This window comes from Paenibacillus graminis (genome assembly GCF_000758705.1).
GTDB classification, from domain to species: domain Bacteria; phylum Bacillota; class Bacilli; order Paenibacillales; family Paenibacillaceae; genus Paenibacillus_AQ; species Paenibacillus_AQ graminis.
Genome location: NZ_CP009287.1, coordinates 2106930 through 2127002 on the forward strand (window position 1 = coordinate 2106930; position 20073 = coordinate 2127002).

The 20073-nt window shown below is 52.2% G+C and carries 19 protein-coding genes; 16 read left to right on the top strand and 3 right to left on the bottom strand.

The window, feature by feature from the left end:
* The first annotated feature begins 65 nt into the window (after positions 1-65).
* The 9 genes from PGRAT_RS08560 (at position 66) to PGRAT_RS08600 (ending at position 6452) form a co-directional block, all read left to right on the top strand.
* The gene (locus tag PGRAT_RS08560) at positions 66-593 is read left to right on the top strand and encodes a YqeG family HAD IIIA-type phosphatase (protein ID WP_025708220.1); all 528 of its coding nucleotides are present in this window, start codon (positions 66-68) and stop codon (positions 591-593) included.
* A 5-nt stretch (positions 594-598) separates the two neighbouring features.
* Positions 599-1717: a ribosome biogenesis GTPase YqeH gene (gene yqeH / locus PGRAT_RS08565; protein ID WP_036706527.1), complete on the top strand. Its 1119-nt coding sequence runs from the start codon at positions 599-601 to the stop codon at positions 1715-1717.
* Positions 1718-1739: 22 nt separating this feature from the next.
* Complete coding sequence (aroE, locus tag PGRAT_RS08570; protein ID WP_081954741.1) at positions 1740-2609, top strand: shikimate dehydrogenase; 870 nt, start codon at positions 1740-1742, stop codon at positions 2607-2609.
* Between the two features lie 154 nt (positions 2610-2763).
* Positions 2764-3057, top strand: coding sequence for a ribosome assembly RNA-binding protein YhbY (yhbY, locus tag PGRAT_RS08575; RefSeq protein ID WP_019912522.1), 294 nt, complete (start codon positions 2764-2766; stop codon positions 3055-3057).
* A gap of 57 nt (positions 3058-3114) precedes the next feature.
* Complete coding sequence (locus PGRAT_RS08580) at positions 3115-3717, top strand: nicotinate-nucleotide adenylyltransferase (RefSeq protein WP_025705475.1); 603 nt, start codon at positions 3115-3117, stop codon at positions 3715-3717.
* Positions 3689-4267 carry a bis(5'-nucleosyl)-tetraphosphatase (symmetrical) YqeK gene (gene yqeK / locus PGRAT_RS08585; protein ID WP_025705474.1) on the top strand — a complete coding sequence of 193 codons (579 nt, stop codon included), beginning with the start codon at positions 3689-3691 and terminating at the stop codon, positions 4265-4267. Before PGRAT_RS08580 ends, yqeK begins: the two co-directional genes overlap by 29 nt.
* Positions 4264-4611: a ribosome silencing factor gene (gene rsfS, locus PGRAT_RS08590; protein WP_025705473.1), complete on the top strand. Its 348-nt coding sequence runs from the start codon at positions 4264-4266 to the stop codon at positions 4609-4611. Before yqeK ends, rsfS begins: the two co-directional genes overlap by 4 nt.
* A complete protein-coding gene (locus tag PGRAT_RS08595) occupies positions 4608-5543 on the top strand; it encodes a CvfB family protein (protein ID WP_025705472.1) in 936 nt (311 codons plus the stop codon). Before rsfS ends, PGRAT_RS08595 begins: the two co-directional genes overlap by 4 nt.
* Before the next feature lie 138 nt (positions 5544-5681).
* Positions 5682-6452, top strand: coding sequence for a class I SAM-dependent DNA methyltransferase (locus tag PGRAT_RS08600; protein ID WP_025705471.1), 771 nt, complete (start codon positions 5682-5684; stop codon positions 6450-6452).
* Between the two features lie 368 nt (positions 6453-6820).
* On the opposite strand, the gene PGRAT_RS08605 is transcribed toward PGRAT_RS08600, so the two are convergent.
* Both PGRAT_RS08605 and PGRAT_RS08610 read right to left on the bottom strand, forming a co-directional pair.
* Positions 6821-6979: a hypothetical protein gene (locus PGRAT_RS08605; RefSeq protein WP_025705470.1), complete on the bottom strand. Its 159-nt coding sequence runs from the start codon at positions 6977-6979 to the stop codon at positions 6821-6823.
* A 147-nt stretch (positions 6980-7126) separates the two neighbouring features.
* Positions 7127-8080, bottom strand: coding sequence for an ArsR/SmtB family transcription factor (locus tag PGRAT_RS08610; protein ID WP_025705469.1), 954 nt, complete (start codon positions 8078-8080; stop codon positions 7127-7129).
* Positions 8081-8547: 467 nt separating this feature from the next.
* Here PGRAT_RS08610 and PGRAT_RS08615 point away from each other — a divergent pair, with 467 nt between their 5' ends.
* The 5 genes from PGRAT_RS08615 (at position 8548) to PGRAT_RS08635 (ending at position 14178) form a co-directional block, all read left to right on the top strand.
* Positions 8548-9750 carry an extracellular solute-binding protein gene (locus PGRAT_RS08615; RefSeq protein ID WP_042267934.1) on the top strand — a complete coding sequence of 401 codons (1203 nt, stop codon included), beginning with the start codon at positions 8548-8550 and terminating at the stop codon, positions 9748-9750.
* Between the two features lie 80 nt (positions 9751-9830).
* A complete protein-coding gene (locus PGRAT_RS08620; protein ID WP_025705467.1) occupies positions 9831-10709 on the top strand; it encodes a carbohydrate ABC transporter permease in 879 nt (292 codons plus the stop codon).
* A gap of 54 nt (positions 10710-10763) precedes the next feature.
* Positions 10764-11678, top strand: a complete 915-nt coding sequence (locus tag PGRAT_RS08625; protein WP_025705466.1) for a carbohydrate ABC transporter permease — start codon at positions 10764-10766, stop codon at positions 11676-11678.
* A 31-nt stretch (positions 11679-11709) separates the two neighbouring features.
* Positions 11710-13188 (top strand): alpha-N-arabinofuranosidase, encoded by a 1479-nt coding sequence (locus PGRAT_RS08630; RefSeq protein ID WP_025705465.1) that lies wholly within the window; start codon positions 11710-11712, stop codon positions 13186-13188.
* Positions 13189-13215: 27 nt separating this feature from the next.
* Positions 13216-14178 carry a glycoside hydrolase family 43 protein gene (locus tag PGRAT_RS08635; protein ID WP_025705464.1) on the top strand — a complete coding sequence of 321 codons (963 nt, stop codon included), beginning with the start codon at positions 13216-13218 and terminating at the stop codon, positions 14176-14178.
* 316 nt (positions 14179-14494) lie between these two features.
* Here PGRAT_RS08635 and PGRAT_RS08640 read toward each other — a convergent pair whose 3' ends face one another.
* Positions 14495-15022 (bottom strand): hypothetical protein, encoded by a 528-nt coding sequence (locus PGRAT_RS08640; RefSeq protein ID WP_025705463.1) that lies wholly within the window; start codon positions 15020-15022, stop codon positions 14495-14497.
* Positions 15023-15300: 278 nt separating this feature from the next.
* On the opposite strand from PGRAT_RS08640, the gene PGRAT_RS08645 reads away from it, so the two are divergent.
* Both PGRAT_RS08645 and PGRAT_RS08650 read left to right on the top strand, forming a co-directional pair.
* Positions 15301-17979, top strand: a complete 2679-nt coding sequence (locus tag PGRAT_RS08645; protein WP_042266394.1) for a YhgE/Pip domain-containing protein — start codon at positions 15301-15303, stop codon at positions 17977-17979.
* Positions 17980-18128: 149 nt separating this feature from the next.
* A complete protein-coding gene (locus PGRAT_RS08650; protein ID WP_025704492.1) occupies positions 18129-19526 on the top strand; it encodes a helix-turn-helix domain-containing protein in 1398 nt (465 codons plus the stop codon).
* Positions 19527-20073 lie beyond the last annotated feature (547 nt).

Consider the following 20073-nt stretch of genomic DNA (forward strand, 5'->3'; position numbering starts at 1 on the left):
GCTGATTCATTTGCGAAGCGCAAAGAGTATGATATAGTTTTTCGTAAGAAACCGAGGTGAACGTATTGTTTGAAAGGTTAGTACCCAAACTCCGGGTGAATACGGTATTCGATATTGCTCTTGAGGAGCTGTACGCTCTGGGCTACCGTGGCATCATTACGGATCTGGATAATACGCTGGTCGGCGCCAAAGCGCCTCTGGCGACTCCCGAGCTGCTGTTATGGTTCGCGAAGGTGAAGGAGCTTGGCTTCAAGCTCATTATCGTATCGAACAATAACATGGACCGGGTGTCACGCTTTGCCACGCCGCTTAATATTGAGTTCGTGCATCAGGCCCGCAAGCCCAGCAATACTCCATTCCTGAAAGCAATGAAACAGATGGGGCTAACGCCGGAACAGACGATTGTGGTCGGCGATCAGATGCTCACCGATGTCTACGGCGGCAACCGGCTGGGGTTGTATACGGTATTGGTATTGCCTATCTCCGTTAAGGATGAAGGGATCGGCACGAGATTCAACCGCAGGGTGGAGAGAATTGCAACGACACGGCTGCGCAAGCAAGGATTGTGGCACGAGGAGGATAAACCTGAATGAATTCAATGAATGAAACGAAGCGCCCTGAGAAATGCAGCGGCTGCGGCATTAAGCTGCAGACCACGGATAAGGACCTTCCAGGCTATATTCCGGGGGTGGCATTTGAGCGGGAGCCCGTGATTTGCCAGCGCTGTTTCCGTATTAAGAACTATAATGAAGCTTCTTCCGTATCCGTGGATCAGGACGAGTTCCTGCATCTGCTGAGCGGTGTTGGCGAGAAAAATGCGCTTGTCATTCATATTGTCGATCTTTTTGACTTTGAAGGCAGCCTGATCTCCGGCCTGCAGCGGTTTGTAGGCAACAATCCGATCATTCTGGCAGTCAATAAAAGCGATTTGCTGCCCAAGGTGACGAACTGGAACAAGCTGCGCAACTGGATGCAGCAGCGCTGCAAGGAGCATGGCCTGCGGACGGCGGAGATTGTGCTCTGCAGCGCCAAGCGCAACCAGGGCTTTGACCGTCTGCTGGAGGCCGTGTCTGAGCTGCGCGGACAGCGCGATGTGTATGTGGTCGGCGCAACCAATGTCGGCAAATCCACGCTGATTAACCGGCTGATCTCCGATTACAGTGATCTGGAGCAGGAGCTGACTACCTCCCGTTATCCGGGAACCACGCTCGATACCGTCAAGATTCCTCTGGATGACGGACACTATATCATCGACACTCCCGGGATAGTATACCCTTGGCGTTACAGTGAACTGGTGGAACGCAAGGATCTGGGAGCAGTCATGCCCGAGAATCCGCTGAAGCCGGCGGTGTATCAGCTGAACGAGGGACAGTCCCTGTTCTTCGGCGGCCTGGGCCGCTTTGATTTCGTGAAGGGGGAACGCCAATCCTTCACCTGCTACATCAGCGGAACGCTGAAGATTCACCGCACGAAGCTGGAACGCGCGGATTCCCTCTATCAGGAGCACCGGGGAGAACTGTTGTCTCCGCCGGGAACCGCAGACATGGACAAGCTGCCGCAGTGGCAGCGCCACGAGTTCCGCATCGGCCGGAACAGCCAGACGGATCTGTTCATCTCCGGCCTGGGCTGGATCAAGGTGAACGGAACAGGCGGAGCAGTTGTGGCTGTTCACGTCCCGAGGGGCATTAAGGTTCTGACCCGCCCATCGCTGATCTGATCTATAGGAGGGCGAGTACGCTGTGACAAGTGCTAACGGCCAGTACTGGAACAAGGATATACTGCTGGGGGTAATGGGCGACCCGATCGCCCATTCCAAATCCCCGCTTATGCATACAGCGGCCTTGAAGGCGCTCGGCATTCCGGGAGCCTATGTGCCGCTGCATATTGCCCCCGGCCACTTGGGCGAAGCCATTCAGGCGATCCGTACATTGGGATTCCGCGGGGTGAATGTGACGATTCCGCATAAGGTAGCGGTGATGGAATATATGGACCGGCTGGATGACAGCGCGGTGGCTGTCGGAGCGGTCAATACGGTGGTCAACGACAATGGGGTTCTGACCGGATACAATACGGACGGAATCGGATATGTCCGCTCGCTCAAAGCGGAAGCTGCGCCGGATTTGGCAGGCTCCCGGATTCTAGTCATTGGGGCCGGCGGGGCGGCTCGGGGGATTATTGCCGCGCTGCTGCTGGAACATCCGGCGGCAGTGGTGATAGCCAACCGGACCGAGGATAAGTCGAAGCAGCTGGCGGAGGCTTTTCAGGCCAAAGGTACGGTTAACGGCATCGGAAACCATAAGATCGCGGCCTATATTGCCGATATGGATATCGTCATCAATACTACCTCCGTAGGCATGTACCCCCATATAGACGTTATGCCAATCGACCCCGGCTTGCTGCGTCAAGGCATGATCGTCAGTGATTTGATCTACAATCCGCTGCAGACCAGGCTGCTCAAGGAGAGCCTGGAGCGGGGCTGCCGGATTCACGGCGGCCTTGGCATGTTCGTCTACCAGGGAGCTTATTCGCTTGAGTACTGGACCGGCCGGAGCGCTCCGGTGGATATCATGCGGCAGACGATTATGGATTGTCTCGGCGGCGGCGACTGAAGCAGAAACAGCTTATATATAAGATGGACCAAAAAAATCATAAAAGGGTAGAAGTCCGGAACGGTCATACCCCACCATGTAAAACTAGGTTCAACTTATATAGATCGTTGAAGTAAGGGTAATAATATTTGTTAATTAAGGAGTTTGTTCATTTATGTTAACTGGAAAACAAAAACGCTATCTCCGTTCGCTGGCGCATCATCTGGATGCCGTATTTCAAGTCGGCAAAGGCGGCGTCAACGATCATCTGATCCGCCATATTGAAGAGGCGATTGAAAAACGGGAGCTGATGAAGATCAGCGTGCTGAACAACAATGCGGATGATCCGAAGGAAATCGGTGCCGCTCTTGCGGAGCAGTCAGGCTCCGAGCTGGTGCAGGTCATCGGCAAGACGATCATTCTGTACAAGGAATCACGCGACAACAAAACCATCGAGCTGCCCCGCTAAAAGCGGCCCCCAGCGGGAGCGCGCAGTTAACCCTGTTAATAAGAGGAGGTAGACCTCTTGAGAGTTGGAATTATGGGAGGGACCTTTGATCCTCTTCATATCGGCCATATGATGGCAGCAGAGACTGCCAGGGAGTCCTACGCACTGGAAGAGGTATGGTTCATGCCTTCGCATATCCCGCCGCATAAGCATGAGGCCGGTGCGTCGGGCGAGGAACGGCTGGCCATGGTGGAGGGGGCTGTCAGGGATCATGCAGCTTTTGGCATTCTGGACCTCGAAATCGCCAGGGGCGGCGTATCCTATACCTTTGAAACGATTACCGTGCTGCAGGAGGAATACCCGGAGCATGAATTTTTTTTCATCGTGGGTGCGGACATGGTCCAGTATCTGCCAAAGTGGCACGGAATTGAAGAGCTGGTACGGCGTCTGACCTTTATTGGGGTAGGACGTCCAGGCACTCCGCTGGATCTTGCGGCATTGCCCGGCTTTATTGCCGAGAAGGTGCTGCTGGCCGACATGCCGCTCGTAGATATCTCTTCAACGATGCTGAGGGCCAGGGCGGCTGAAGGCAAGTCTATTCGCTATATGGTGCCGGATGCTGTATATGATTATGTTCAAAGGAGTGGATTGTATGGCACTCAGCCGCGAAGCGCTGATTGAAGCCGTCTCCGCACAGATGCCCGACAAACGCTGGAAGCACACACTGGGCGTGATGGAGACATCGGTGAAGCTCGCAGAACGTTACGGCGGTGATCCCGCCCGTGCCGAAACGGCGGCGATTCTGCATGATGTGGCCAAATACTGGCCTGTCGAACGAATGAAGGAGATTATTGTGGAAAACGGGCTGTCCACCGAGCTGCTGAACTATGACAAGCAGCTGTGGCATGCGGAGGTGGGCGCTTTTGTAGCCGGGAATGAATATGGGATTACCGATCCTGAGGTGTTGGATGCTATAAGGTACCATACCTCCGGGCGCGAGAACATGGGCCTGCTGGAGAAGATCGTATGTCTCGCTGATTATATTGAACCGGGGCGGGATTTTCCGGGAGTAGATAATATCCGCAAGCTGTCCAAGGCAAGTCTCGAAGAAGGACTGGTGGCTGGATTCGACTCCACGATCAGTCTTCTGCTGCAGAAGCGGCAGATTGTATTCCCGCTGACCGTATTGGCACGCAATGACTTAGTAAGAATAATGGAGGATAAAATATGAGTGTTGAATCAAGCAAGCTTCTGCAGTTGGCCCTTAAGGCCGCTGATGATAAAAAAGCAATGAATGTGGTCGCGCTTGACCTGCGCAGCGTTTCACCGATCAGTGACTATTTCGTCATCTGCCACGGGAATTCCGATACACAGGTGCAGGCTATTGCCACAGAAGTACGCAAGGTAGTTCATGAAGCCGGCGGCGTCATCCGCGGCATTGAAGGCATGGATGCAGCCCGCTGGGTCCTGATGGATCTGGGAGATGTGATTGTGCATGTCTTCCACCGCGATGAGCGGGAATATTACAACATCGAGCGTCTGTGGTCCGACGCCAAGGTTGTGGAAACCGTATGAGCCTGATTGCCGGAACTACAGTTACATTGGAAGTCTTGCGTGAGGTGTCCCCTTACGGATACTTCCTTGGCGCCGGTGACCAGGACGTCATGCTGCATTATACGGAACTTGTTGGCAGCAAGCCTAAGATTGGAGACAAGGTGGAAGTATTCATCTTCTTCGATACGGAAGACCGCCTGGCGGCGACAATGAAGAAGCCGTTCCTGACCCTGGGTGAGATGGCCCTCTTAGAGGTGGCGGATATTCACCCCCGTCTGGGCTGCTTCCTGGAGATGGGCCTGGGACGGCAGCTGCTGCTGCCGATCCGTGAGCTGCCGGAGCTGATTGAGCTGCGTCCGCAGGTAGGCGACAAGGTATATGTGCTCATGGAGCATGACAAGCAGGGACGCCTGCGCGCCAAGCTGGCCGGGGAGCAGGAGCTAGCTCCGCTTGCCCTCCCTGCGCCTGCTTCCTGGATGGGGCAGACGGTGAAGGCCCGGGTATACAAGCCGCTGCAGATGGGTACCTTTGTGCTTGTGGACGGCGGTGTGCTGGGCTTCGGAATCATCGGCATGGTCCACTCCTCCGAACGCAGCCGCCTGCTGCGGCTCGGCGAGGAGTTCGAGGCCCGTGTCTCCCATATCCGTGAAGACGGACGGGTGAATCTGTCCATGTCCCAGCGTAAGGAAATCGGCATGGATGTTGACTCCGCAGCGCTGCTGGACTTCCTGAATGAACGTCCGGGCGGAGCGATGCCGTATTCGGATGCTACACCGCCGGAGATTATCAAGCAGCGGTTTGGCATCAGCAAGTCGGCATTCAAGCGTGCCCTTGGCAAGCTGATGAAGGAAGGCCTAGTTACCCAAAAGGAGAATTGGACCTATCTGGCCCGCAGCGAAGAGGCTGAAGCGGATCAGGGACCGTCCAAGGACAATGGAGGGTCTGAATCATAACGGGCCGCAAGCGGATTGCCTGCTTGAAATAAGGTGACCGGGGGGGAAGCTTGGATGCTTAAGGAGCGTTAGCAGCCGGAAGCCCAAACATTCTCTCCGGGTCACGATCAATGATTTACAGAAAGCCGGTGTAAGCCAGTGTCTTCCTATGGGAAATTTGCATATGTGTACGATGAGCTGATGGCGGATATGCCGTATCCGGATTGGCTGGCCTTTGCGGAGGCGGCGTGGAGCAAATACGGCAAGCCCCTGACGGTAGCAGAGCTGGGATGCGGAACCGGTAGCATCACCATTCCGCTCGCGGCCTCCGGCTATCACATGACGGGGATTGACCTGTCTTCGGATATGCTCTCCGTGGCACAGATGAAGATGGAGCGCCATCCGCAGGGGCGGCGTTTTCTGCGTGAGGGCAGTGTGCGCTGGGTTCGGCAGAACATGAAGGAATGGGAGCTGCCGGAACCGGTCGATTCGGTCATCTCCTTTTGCGATTGCCTGAATTATGTGCTGGAAGAGCAGGATATCCGCTCTGTATTTGAATGCACCTTTGCCGGGCTTAAGACCGGAGGCACCTTCCTGTTCGATGTGCATCATCCGAATACACTCATCCGTTATGAGGAAGAGCAGCCGTTTGTGCTGGATGAGCCTGCGGTATCGTATATCTGGACTTGTGAAATGGATGTTCCGCGCCGGGAGATTGAGCATCATCTGTCAATCTTCGCCCGTGAAGAGGGAGAGGGCGGCCTGTACCGCCGTTTTGAGGAAACGCATATCCAGCGGGCCTATGACCCGGAATGGATGACAGAAGAGCTGCGGAAGGCAGGCTTCAGCGAAGTGAAGGTCTATGCCGATTTTGAGTGGGTGGAGGCCGACGACAGCGCCGGACGGCTGTTCTATGTAGCGGTGAAATAAACAATAGATGATGAAGGTCCTGCCGTTCAGGGAGGGCCTTTTTGCTGTTTATATTTCTAGTCCAGCATCCGTTCTAAATCTGTGATTAAGGTCAAACCCTCTAGGGTTCGGTGAAGAGAAACAACATCAAGCGAGTCTGCTCCTTACGGACCGTAAAACCTTTATTCTTAAAGAGAGCTACTTTTAGCTGTCTAACGAACCGTGCTTTAATACGCCGGATCGGCGATAATTTTGCACGTAATACATCTTGCCTATTGTACAACAATCAATGCCCGCATGCTTTGAGTTCTTGTTCAGCGGCCAGTGGTGATTTGTGCTGTTCAAACATAAGAACCGGCCCAGTACGGGCCGGCATCTTTCAACCTTTTTCAGCGGTGCTCGAACAGATCAATGGCTCCCAGCACGATGTGGGCGAGGCCAAATCCAAGAATACCTGTAGCGGCCATCTTATACCTGCTGCCTAAAAAAGCTGCGCTTGAAGCGGTGACTACAGTTCCAAGAACGGTGGGAATCATACCTTCACGCATTCGAAACACTCCCTCTTAAGCTGGTTTGAAAGACATGTTTAGTGTGGGTTAAGGGGGGAGACTTTATACGGTGGAGATGGCTTCCATAAAAGCGCAAAGGCCATGTACGGGCAGCTTGCCTTGCACATGGCCTTTGCGGTGCGCGGCTTAGTCCGCGCGGGTTGAAGTGAGACCGGCGGCTTCTTCGACCTCGTGCACATCGTAGAGCACACGGGCCAGCAGGTCCTGGCTGTAATTGCCGAAATGCTTGCCGTAAATGGTCAGTCCGCGTTTGTTGACCGGTTTGTCGGTGACGGCAATGCGGAAGGTCAGCTCGCTTTTGTAATCCAGCTTGATATCGTCGAGGGTAATATCCGAGATGCGGCAGCCATCGATGAAGCTTCCTTCATTATTGATGCGGATAAGCTTGAGCATGCCGTACTGGTTAAGGTGAGGAGGCCACCAGTCAGGGTTGAAGGTGCCGCGGGCAGCGCCGAAATCACCGGGACTGGTCCAAAAGCCAATCTCGATGCCGTTCACATAAAAATACAAATCTGAAGGATAGTTGTCGCTGAATCCGGGAGCCTCCGAACCAATCTCCATGGAGAACTGAATTTCGCGGAAGCTCTGATTCGCCTTCAGGTAGTTCGGGATCCGGTATTCCAGAAAGCCTTCAGCCATCCAGATGATTTCGGAATCAATCCGCTGGGGGTCGGCGAAATAGCGCGGTTCATCAAAGTCGCCAATGATACTGTCCTTAGTAGCCAGGCCGCAGGTGGGAACTGCGTGGTAGTTGCTGTAATGTCCGACCTGGATTTCGACCTCATAGAGATTGTCAGTCTCCTTGCTCCGCAGATCCACCATTAGCTTATCCTTATTCAAATAGCACACCTTCTGGATACCATGCTTGCCTACGGAGGTATTAATCTCGATCAGGCCGCTTTCCTCCAGCTTCTTGATGTGCATAGTGATGGCTCCGTTGCTGAGATTCAGCTTCTTGGCAATTTCATTGAGATTGAGGGCCTGATTGGTGGCGAGCAGCTCCAGAATTTGAATCCGGATCTCCGAGCTGAGTGCTTTGAAGATATCAATCCCGCTCATTAGATCTTTAATATAAATCATGGTCAAGTACCTTCTTCCGCTAACGTCATTATCAAAACTGTTTTATAAAATTATAAACTAATCGGGTCAAAAAGGGAAGTATTCTCTATTTATTTGTCTGATGATTTAAAAATTAATTATATTTCAAACAAAATTTCGCTTTATATTCATAATATACTAAATATAAATATGTGTATTCGCGTAAAAAAGCGGTTTATTTCCTGAGTAAGCTTTACATTATCTTTTTATTTTGAATACATATGAATAGATTTAGATTTAATTATTTACAAGGTGCCTTCTGTATGTTATTTTATATCTGTAAGCGAATACATTCAAATGTTTTTTAATTATTTAATGAATATGTGAAGGAAGATGTCTGAGTTAATTGTTTGCAAAAACATTTTTGTAGATGATTCACTAAAATTATTTCATTAGGAGGAGAAAGTGTGAAGAAAAAATGGGGGTTTTCAGTATTAGTACTTGTTCTAATGTTATCAACGTTATTGGCGGGTTGCGGGGAAGACAACTCCAAGACGATTACATTCTGGACTCCGCTAACCGGTGATGACGGCGCTTATATGGATCAGCTTGTAAAGGATTACAATGCCACTAATCCGGAGATTAAAGTAAAGCATGTAATCACCTCTGATATGTACACTAAGCTCTCCACCGTACTTAACTCGGGCAAAGGTGTTCCGGACTTGACTATTATTCATGCTGACCGTGTCCCGGGGTATGTCAAGCAGGGGGCGCTTGAGCCCATGACAGCGGTAACAGCCGCCCAGCCTGAGATCAAACAGGAGAATTATCTGCCGCAGGCCTGGTCAACAGGCACAATTGACGGCACTCAATATACGGTACCTCTTGATATCCACAGTAATGTTATGTACTACAATAAGGATTTGCTTAAGAAATACAATGCCGAATCTTTTCTAGACGATAATGTGGTGACGATTGATGAAATGCTCTCTCTGCAAGGGAAATTGGCTGAAGGGGATTATGTCGTTAATGATGCGCTTCTGGGCTGGGTCATTCTTGGGCAGATTCAGGACCTCGGCGGAGATATTCAGGAGAATGGCAAACCTGCCGTCAACACTCCGGTGATGAAGCAGGCCTTTGAGAATGTGAAAAAGATTAACGATGCGGGCTTGATGACGCCATTTGGCGAAGACGGATACCTGATGTTCCAATCCGGGAACGTATTGTTCTCCACGGACGGGACCTGGAGCTCTACGGCACATGCCGGGGTGGAAGGGTTGAATTTCGGCGTAACTAATGTATATTCGCCAACAGCAGACAAATTCACCAACAGATCGTCCTCCCACCTGTTCTCGATGATGAAGAATAAAGACAGATCTGAAGAAAAGGTAGCGGGCATCGGCAATTTCCTGGAGTTCATCCGTGAGAATTCAATCGAGTGGGCTAAAGCGGGACAGATCGTAGCCAGTAAGCAAGTCAATGAAAGTCCTGATTTCAAAAACTATATGCAATCCTTCTTCACCTCCAGTGAAAAAGAAATTGAATCCCTTTACATTTACACTTATGAATATTATCCGTATATTGCGGAAGCCGTAGATACGTATTGCGGGGATATTGTGCGCGGCAACGTGGATATTGATGAAACCCTCCAGACGATGCAGAAATTTGTGGAGGATAAAATCGCCGAAGGAACGGGCGGAGCAGCGAAGTAAAAGAAAAGCGGAAATGATTGCATGAAGCAGTGGACTGTCATCCGGAACATTGCTTCATGCCAAAGGAGAAAAGAATGCCTATGAAAAAGAAACTGAATCTCGCGCCTGCTTTCTTTGTAGGTCCACATGTCATCTTATTTGCCGTTTTCATCTTGCTGCCAACCTTCTACGGGATTTATGCTTCCTTCACCAAATGGAATTTGATGAATGAGCCGGTCTGGGTCGGCCTCGACAACTATAAAACTATTCTTTTTGACAACGGGTCCACCTTCCACACGCAATTCAACAACGGGCTTAAGAACACATTTATTTTTGTTCTGCTGAGTGTCCCGCTGTTAATCGTGATTCCGCTGCTTGTTGCCGTTGCGCTTGAACATAAAAAAGTCAAAGGGAAAAGCCTGATCCAGTCTATTATTTACGTTCCGGGCCTGATTTCCATATCCGCGGGAGCGCTGATCTGGCTGCTGCTGTTCAACAAGCAGCTTGGGATGGCCGGCAATGTTTTTGGATCAGATGTCTCCTGGCCGGCTAACCAGCCGTATGCCTGGATACTCATTATTATCATCACGATCTGGGGGGGAGTCGGCGGCAACATGATTATTTACCGCGCCTCCATAAGCGGTGTATCGCAGGATTTGTATGAATCGGCAGAGATGGACGGAGCGGGAACAATACGCAGGTTCACGAGTATTACGCTGCCCTCCATCCGCTTCCCGCTGATTTACACCTTTGTCATGACCACTGCCGGGGCCTTCAATGTGTTCGGCCAGCCGCTGATGATGACAGACGGGGGACCGCGCCAGAGCACGCATGTGCTCATGATGTATATCCGCCAGCTGGCGTTCGGCAATGGAGAGTCTATTGCGGGTATGGCTTCCGCTATGGCCGTATTGCTGGGTCTGGTCATACTGGTCATCTCAGCTCTGCAGTATTATGTCATGAACCGGAATGCGGCTTGATTTTCGATAGGGCAAGGAACCAGTAATGGAAATTGAAAAGGCAGGTGTACCCGTATGTCCAATCAGGTGGCGCAGCAATACGATAAACGTCCCCGCATGAAAGAGCACGGCGCAGTAAAAAGAAAAAACCCGGGAACCAACATCTCAAAGTATATCTCTTATCTGTTTTTGATCGTGCTTTGCATCATTTGGATCATTCCGGTGATCTTTGGCATCACAACTTCTTTCCGTTCACAGTCTGAGGTGGTCTCCTCCGGGTTCAGATTATTCCCAAAGGAATGGATCTTTGACAACTATGTCTCGATTCTGGAGAATACCTCAACCGCACCTATTCTGCGGTGGCTCATGAACTCCTTGTTTATTGCGACCATGCATACCCTTTTGGTGGTTGTGGTCATTTCCATTACCGGCTATGGCTACTCGCGGATGAAATTTAAAGGCAGAGATACGCTCTTTTTCACCTTGCTGGGCATCTCATTTTTTCCTGGCGTGGTGAATCTGATTCCCTCCTACAAAATTATTGATGCATTGGGCTGGGTCAACACCGCCTGGGCAATGATTATCCCGGGACTGGCAGGCATGGGCAATATCTTCCTTGTCAGGCAGTTTATGAACGGCATTCCGAAGGACCTTGATGAATCGGCGCACGTGGACGGTGCGGGGCATTTCCGGATTTATTTCTCGATTATTATGCCGCTCATCAAGCCGGTACTGATTGTATGCGCCTTATTTTCCTTCACAGGATCATGGAATGACTTCCTCTGGCCTGTAATCGTCTTTACCGATGTGGACAAAATGCCGGTTACAGCGGGGTTATTACTTCTTCAAGATATCTATGGGAATTACCGTATGATTGGTCAGCTGATGGGTTCAGCGGTTCTGGCGATTATTCCAACCCTGCTGTTGTTCCTGTTCGCGCAGAAATACTTTGTCCAATCCATCAATCTGAATTCAGGCATTAAGGGTTAAAAAAATAGAGACAGCCAAGGAGAGAGAAACGATGACTGCAAAACTTAGAATCCTATCGGATGCGCCAAAGAGTAAAATTAATAAAAATATTTACGGGCATTTCGCCGAGCATCTCGGCAGATGTATCTATGAAGGCATTTGGGTGGGCGAGGATTCGCCTATTCCTAATACAGACGGTATCCGCAATGATGTGATTGCTGCGCTGCGCAAGCTCGATATTCCCGTGCTGCGCTGGCCGGGCGGCTGCTTCGCCGATGAATATCACTGGAAGGACGGCATCGGTAAGCCTGAAACCCGCAAGCGGATGATCAACACCCACTGGGGCGGCGTAGTGGAGAACAACCACTTTGGCACACATGAGTTTTTCCGGCTCTGCGAGCTGCTTGAATGTGAGCCGTATATCTGTGGAAATGTAGGCAGCGGAACGGTGCAGGAGATGTCCGAATGGGTGGAATATATGACCTTTGACGGTGAGTCTCCAATGGCCGGACTGCGGGCCGGGAATGGGCGCGAGCAGCCTTGGACGCTGAAATATTTTGGCGTCGGGAACGAGAACTGGGGCTGCGGAGGCAACATGCGTCCGGAATATTATGCGGACCTGTACCGCCGTTACCAGACTTATGCGCGCAATTACGGGGACAACAAGCTCTACAAAATTGCCGGAGGCGCCAATGTGGATGACTACAACTGGACGGAAGTGCTGATGCGGGAAGCCGGACAGTTCATGGATGGGCTGAGCCTGCACTCCTATACGATCCCAGGAAGCTGGGAAGAGAAGCGTTTCGCGCTTGGCTTCGACAACGGCGAATGGTTCGAGACCATGAAGAAATCCCTCCATATGAATGAGCTGATTACCCGTCATTCGAACATAATGGACAAGTATGATCCGGAGCGGCGGGTAGGATTGATAATAGATGAATGGGGAACCTGGTTCCTCAGTGAGCCGGGCACAAATCCGGGCTTCCTGTACCAGCAGAATACTCTGCGTGATGCATTGGTGGCAGGGATTCACCTGAATATTTTCCAGAATCACAGCAAACGGGTACAAATGGCCAATATCGCGCAAATGGTTAATGTATTGCAGGCGCTTATCTTAACCGAAGGCGACAAGCTGCTGCTTACCCCTACTTACCATGTCTTTGACATGTATAAGGTGCATCAGGATAACGAGCTGCTTGAGGTGTCTTTTGAGAGTCCGGTGTACAGCATGGGAGAGGAGTCTATTCCTCAGCTTAGCGTATCTGCATCCCGGGATGCGTCAGGCAAGGTATACGTTTCCATCTGTAATATCAGCCATGCAGACAATGCCGCCCTCAGCATCGAGCTGGTCGGCACTTCGGCAAGAACCATAAACGGTCAAATCCTGACCCATTCAGATCTGAATGCCCACAATACCTTTGAGACCCCGGCAACCGTTGCTCCGGCCGTTTTTGAGGGTGCTTCATTGAAGAACGGGGTGCTGGACTGTCAGCTTCCTCCGGCATCCGTAGTTGTCCTGACCCTGGAATAACAGAACTAGATAAAAGGAGAAACCATTATGAGCAGGAAAAAAGAATACAGCAATCCGCTTGTGGAGCAGCGTGCAGACCCGTGGGTCTATAAACATACGGATGGCTATTATTACTTCACAGCTTCGGTGCCCGAATATGACCGGATCGAAGTGCGAAGGGCTGCAACCATTGAAGGGTTGAGAGATGCCGAACCTGTCGTCGCTTGGCGCAAATATGAGACGGGACCGCTCAGCGCCAATATCTGGGCACCCGAAATCCATTATATTCACGGTAAATGGTACATTTACTTCGCGGCGGCCCGGACGACAGAGACAAAGGAGGGGCTGTTCGATCACCGTATGTATGCACTGGAGAACGAATCGGCGAATCCGCTGGAGGGCCGCTGGGTGGAAAAAGGCCAGGTGAAGACAGCCTGGGAGTCATTTGCTCTCGACGCGACGGCCTTCCAGCACAAGGGTGTACTCTATTATGTATGGGCGCAGAAGGACCCGGATATTCCGGGGAACTCCAACCTGTACATATCAGAGATGGAGAACCCTTGGACTCTGACCGGCCCGCAGACGATGATAGCCAGACCGGAGCATCCCTGGGAAGTCATCGGCTTCAGCGTCAACGAAGGCGCGGCAGTACTTAAGCGGAACGGCAAAATCTTCATGAGCTTCTCAGCCAGTGCAACCGATCATCATTACTGCATGGGGCTGCTGACGGCGGATGAGGACAGCGATCTGCTGGATGCCGCTTCCTGGAGCAAACATCCTGAGCCAGTATTCCAAACCTGTGAAGAAAACGGGCAATTCGGTCCGGGACATAACAGCTTCACAGTCAATGAAAACGGAGAAGATGTGCTGATCTACCATGCCCGCAATTACAAGGAAATTACCGGTGATCCGCTGTACGATCCAAACCGCCACACCCGTGCCCAGGTGCTGCACTGGAATGAAGATGGCACGCCAAACTTCGGCCTGCCTGTTAAGGACAGCAGGAGGTAAGGTTAACGTTTGCGGCCTCATAACTTTGCTAAATGAATAGCTAAACCGCCCATGATTAAGTGTCCCGGATTCCCTGGTAAGGGAAGCGGGGCACTTTTTGCTTTGTCCGGGGGCAACTCTATCCTTTCGGCGCATAGCTAAAGCAACTGAGAAGCGGCTCTAAACCTTTGGGCTTAAGCCTAAAGTGTCTGTTTTTTGTGCAATTAAAAAGAGCTGTACAAAGTGCAATTAAATGCCGGAAAGCAAAACAAAACAAAGCGAAACCCAAAAGCACCGTCCGTTTGGGACGATGCTTTTGGGTGTGCAGACTCTGAAGTTATGGAGTGTACTGCTGTACGATCGAAGTCACTTTGCCATCCTGAATTGTGATGTGGTAAGGGGATTGGCTCAGGTCGATAATGCTCTTTTTGTCGAATTCGCTAATGAACTTATGAAGAGGAATGCCCTCATTCCAGTTGATGTCCAGATCCTCCATGTGCCCGGTATGATCGTAAATCTGCATCGACACTGCAGCATTATCGGCAATAGGATAGGTAGTAAGGGAGTCACTGTCATTTACGATATAGTAACCATCCGGTGTGCCGCCAAGCTCAGCCGCTGCATCAGGCTCGCGTTCGGCGAAGATGCGGTCGGCTTCAGCGCCTTCATACCATCCGATCTGGTCGGCGGTCATGACCGTATGCCCGTCTTTGGACTTCAGCGCGTGTATGTAAACCGTCAATTCCTGACTTTTATCACCGCTTTGCGCTTCTGCGCGTGTACCTACTGTACTTGCCGTAGTCACAAGGGAGAGGAGCAGCAGAACCAGAGCAGGAAAGAGATAAACCGATTTTCTTTTGAACATGTAGAATTCCCCCTTATTCTAAATATGACACGGTATACGTCTATATACCTAATTACCCTTCACTGTATTTCTCAAACGGGTATTATACCTTTATAAACGTAGATCGGGAAAAAATGTTGCAAAAAGTTTCAGGCTTGGGACATGGGAAAATCAGACAGGCCGGCAGTGTGAAATATCCGGCTGGCTGACGGGTGAAACTTGTACCTCCTTCTCATTTAAAAAGGAGCGTTCGAGGGCATATTAAACTATTCAGATTTCAGCATAGAGGTGTGGTAAACATGGCGGCAGTATGGCGGATTTATAAAAAAGATTGGCTGGGCCTGTTCAAAGCGCCGGTAGCCCTGTTGTTGATAGCAGCACTTGCGCTCCTTCCCTCAGTCTACGATTGGGTGAATGTGGCTGCGGTATGGGACCCCTACAGCAATACATCCGGCATTCAAATTGCCGTGGCCAGTGTGGATCAGGGAGCTGCTGTCGATGGCAAGAGCTTCAACATCGGAGATGAGGTGCTGGAGAGTCTGCGGAGCAACAAGTCGCTGGGCTGGAGGTTCACGGATGCCGAATCGGCAGCGCGGGGGGTGCAGCGCGGGGATTATTATGCCAGCATCGTCATTCCGGCAGAATTCTCACAGCGGATGGCGGGGGTTCTCGAAGGGGAACTTGTGAAGCCTCAGGTGGATTATACCGTTAATGAAAAAATCAACGCGATTGCACCCAAAATTACGGCGAAAGGGGCTTCTACGATTACTGCGCAAATCAGTGAGCGGTTCACGGAAACCCTTAGCAGGACGGTGCTGACGGCCCTCAGCGCCATCGACCGCGAATTCCAGGCGGAGCTGCCGGTTATCCGCAAGGTGGAGCAGGGGCTGTTCCAGCTGGAGGCAAGCCTGCCGGAGATTGAAAAGGCAGGGAGACTGGTGCTCAAGCTGCAGCAGGACTGGCCGCAGATTGCGGATTCGGCCGGAAGGATTGCTGCGCTTACGGATAAGCTGCCGGAAGTGGAGCAGGCGGGCAAGGCGGCCGGGCTGCTGGATGAGCACTGGGGGCAGATCAGCGATGCCGCGGGCAGGCTGCAGGAGCTGCAGGGCAGGCTCCCGGATCTGGCCCGTGCGGCGGAGCTGCTGTCCGGCCTGGATACTGATTTCAGCCGGGTGGGGGAGGTCCTGGACCGGGCCTCGGACAGATTGGAGGAGGCCGGAAAGGTTGTTGCTGCGGCTGCCCAGGCCCTGCCGCAGACCGACCGGATCGCTGCAGCGGGGCCTGCCTTTGGGCAGGAGCTGCAGCAGTATCTGGCGCAGAACCGCGCGGCCTTCACCGCGGTTCCGCAGGTGCTGCAGCAGAATCTCTATCTGCTGCAGCAGAATGCCGACAGCGCAGCGCTGCTGGCCAGCCAGCTCGCGGAAGGCACCGCGCCGCCGGACGCAGCGGCGGCTTCCCGGCTGCAGCTGGCCGCTGACCGGCTGACCGCCGGAAGCGGCCAGCTGCAGCACACGGCGGCTCTCTTCGCCGCCGTGAACACCCTCGCGCCCGGCGCCGTGCCGGGCAGCGAGCTCCGCGCCCTGGCCGGGGCGCGGGCCTCTTGGGCCGCCGGCGCTGCACAGGCGGCCCGCCTTGCCTCCGCGCTGCGGGGCGGCGGCGGGCTGGACCCCGCCGCACTGGCGCAGCTTGGCAGGGATTCCGCCAAGGGCGCAGCGGCGCTGGGCGGAATCCTCGCGCGCTACAGCGCGGAGGGGCAGTCTGCGCTGCAGGGCACGCTGCAGCAGCTGACATCCGCGGCGGGGACCGCCGCCACGGCCTTGCAGCAGGCGCCGCAGCGGCTGGCTGCGCTGGGTGCGGTGCTGGATGAAGCGGGTACCGCCATCCAGTACGGGCAGACCGGCCTGGCCGCCTTGCGGGACAATCTGCCTGCAGTAGCGGGCGAGGTCAGCGCGGCGGCATCCGGCATGAGCAGCAGGCTGGCAGCGTTCAGCGGCTTCGTGACGAATGTGCTGCCGCGCATTCAGAATGGGCTGCCTGCTGCCGGAGAAGACATTCATGCGGCGGCAGAATTCGCCCGGAATGATCTGCCGGGGGCGGAGGAGAAGTTCCGCCGCGCGTCGGAGTGGATTACCGCCGGCCTTCCCCGGGCAGACGAAGGGGTGAACCGGGCGGCCGGGCTGGTGCGGAATGATCTTCCCGCCCTGGAGCATGCCGTCCGCCGCGCCGCGGATACGGTCCGCGAAATCAAGCGGGAGGTCAATCTGGAGGAAATCGCCCAACTGCTGGGCGGGGATATCAAGGGGACCAGCGATTTTCTGGCCAGCCCCGTAGTTCTGAAGGAAAAGGCACTGTATCCCATCCCCAATTACGGATCGGCGATGACACCGTTTTACGTAGTGCTGTCCTTGTGGGTAGGCGGCACCCTGCTGATTTCCCTGCTGCGGACCGCCGTTGATACCGCTGGAATCCCATACCGGCGGTACCAGCTTTATTTTGGCCGCCTGCTGACTTTTCTTACCGTAGGCATATTTCAGGCTCTGATTGCGGTATTGGGCAATATATATTTGCTGAACTGCTATGTTGCCGACAAGCTGTGGTTCGTGCTGTTTGCCGTCCTGATCAGCATTGTTTTTGTGACGATTGTATTTACACTGGTCTACGTCTTCGGCAACATCGGCAAAGGCATAGCCATCGTGTTCATGGTGCTCCAGTTCTCCAGTTCGGGCGGGACTTTTCCAATCAGTACCACAGGGCGCTTTTTTCAAATCCTGAACCCGTTTATGCCCTTTACCTATGCCATCAGTCTGCTGAGAGAAGCCGTTGGCGGCATTCTGCCGGAGGTTGCTGTCCGTGACGCCCTGTATCTGGTTCTGTTCGGTATACTCGCCCTGGTGCTGGCGCTTACCCTCCAGAAGCCGCTGGAGCGGTTCATCCGGCGTGCGGCAGAACAGGCAGAGGCGTCCAAGCTGATCTCCTAACACCATTGTCTGGTACTGGAACACCTAATTCTTTCCTGTCAACCTGTGTTCAACCTGCCAATGAACATTGACCTGTGCCATACGAGAACCTAAGATATAGGAATATCTGGATTATCGTTCAAATTTATGGTTCTTAGGACGGTGTTTATTTGCAATTGAAAAATACTATACAGGCAAAACTTGACGCATACTTGAAGATAGAAGGCATTACCATCAATCAGTTTGCCGGAATATCGGGTGTGAACTCCGGTACGCTCAGCAGTATTATTAATGGAAACCGTCCCGTCGCCGTGAAGCAGCTGGACCGGATTACAACGGGTATGGGACTTCCCGAAGGCGAATTGTATGAATTATATATAGATGAATATGTTGTCCGTTCTACCCCTGACTGGCGGCGGATGGGACCTTTTCTGCAGCGCTGTGCAGAGCTGGACAAGCTGGAATGCATCCGGCAGGTCGTCCGGACCATTATGGATAATATATCCTATGCCCAGGCGGTATTTGAAATGGGAGAGGAATGGTTCGCACAAGGCAAACGCCAGGCGGCTGCGCTGCTGTACGAAGGTGTGGCGGAAAGTGAAAAATATCAGCACTCAGAACGGCTGGCCTTATGCCAATACCGTTTGTTCAAGATTGCACTGGGAAAAGATCAGGAAGCCAACCTGCGTGCGGCGATGCATTTTGAATATTTTGTGGAACGTCTGGATGAGGTGGACCAGTTGAATGCGCTGAAGGATTTGGCAAACATTTACGCTTCCCTGCACCGCTGGAACAACGTTGATGTCATAGCGGAGGCGATGGGGCGCAAGGCCTCCATTCAGTATCAGAATAGATACCATAAAGTCAGCCGCCGTGCGGTCTCTAAAGAAACCGGCAGGCCTCTGTGTTTCTATATCCTCTATTCCCATCTGCTTCGTTCGGCTGTCTGTGCTGAACGCGGGGACTACGGACAGGCCCTCCAGTATGTCTCGCGTTATTCCGATTTCAGCTGGGTCCAGGAGAGAACGGAGGAGGCCCGGCAGATCATGGAACAGTTTGGGGAATGGGCCGGGGCCAATACATATCTGTACCGCCTGATGTCAGGAGAGACGGCTGTGCTTGCGGACTATGTTGAATTCATCAGCACCAGAGAGGGCGAAATTATTACGGGCCTGACCAAAATCATACAAGCGGCCAACCGCTTTGGCTTGAACGTGGATCCTATTATTGAATGCTTCGAGTCCCGTGTGGAATTCAAAGAGCAGCGGACCCGGATGGGGAAACGGAATGTGCAGGTCACCGAAGACCAGTCTGCGGTTCTGTTATATGAGCTGTCTGTGTATTATTTAAAAACCCAGAGAGTCCACAGGGGCCTCGTTTATTTATTCCAGAATCTGGACCTCTCTGTTAGAATGAACAGTGACAGCGGTATTGTTGGGTGTGTAGCATTATTTGAGCAGTACAGACATCTCAGCTCCGTCGAAGACCAGGAAAGATATAAAATTCTAATTGGCGAGGTGCAAAAGAGTAATGAAAAGAAAATTGGCTCTGCTGCTGGCAATAGGTAGCATTTTTTTGGCTATAGAAGCCCGGGCTTTGGTGATGCAATCCGCTTCAGCCCATTCGAGCATTGAACCTTTGACGCATGGAATCGGTGCCGAATAGGTCCAAGACTGATGCAGCATGAATTTTTTTCTACAGCTTGTCGGGCGGTTAATTGTTCAAAAAAAGCCACCCAAACCTCTCTTTCACAAGCATTTGGGGCATTGCTGTACACCCACGTGTGTTTGAGGATTTGTTTTAGACTGAAAAATAAAGTGTTAGACCGGGAGAATAAAGTTGTAGACTGAGAAAATAAAGTACTTGAAATAATTTAGAGATAAGTTAATGACAGGGGCTGGGAATTGTGGAAAATGGGAGAATCTTAGGAATCGCATATAATGTAATTCCCTTTTAAGAAAGCAATCTAAGCTAACGGGAATTAGTTCAATAAACCAAAGGGCAGCTTGCGATCTGGCAGCTGCTCTATTTTTATTAAGCTAAGGGCAGGATAGTGTGACACTTTTATTATAGGCTACAGTTTTATTGCAGCGTCGACCGGACAAAAAACGCAAG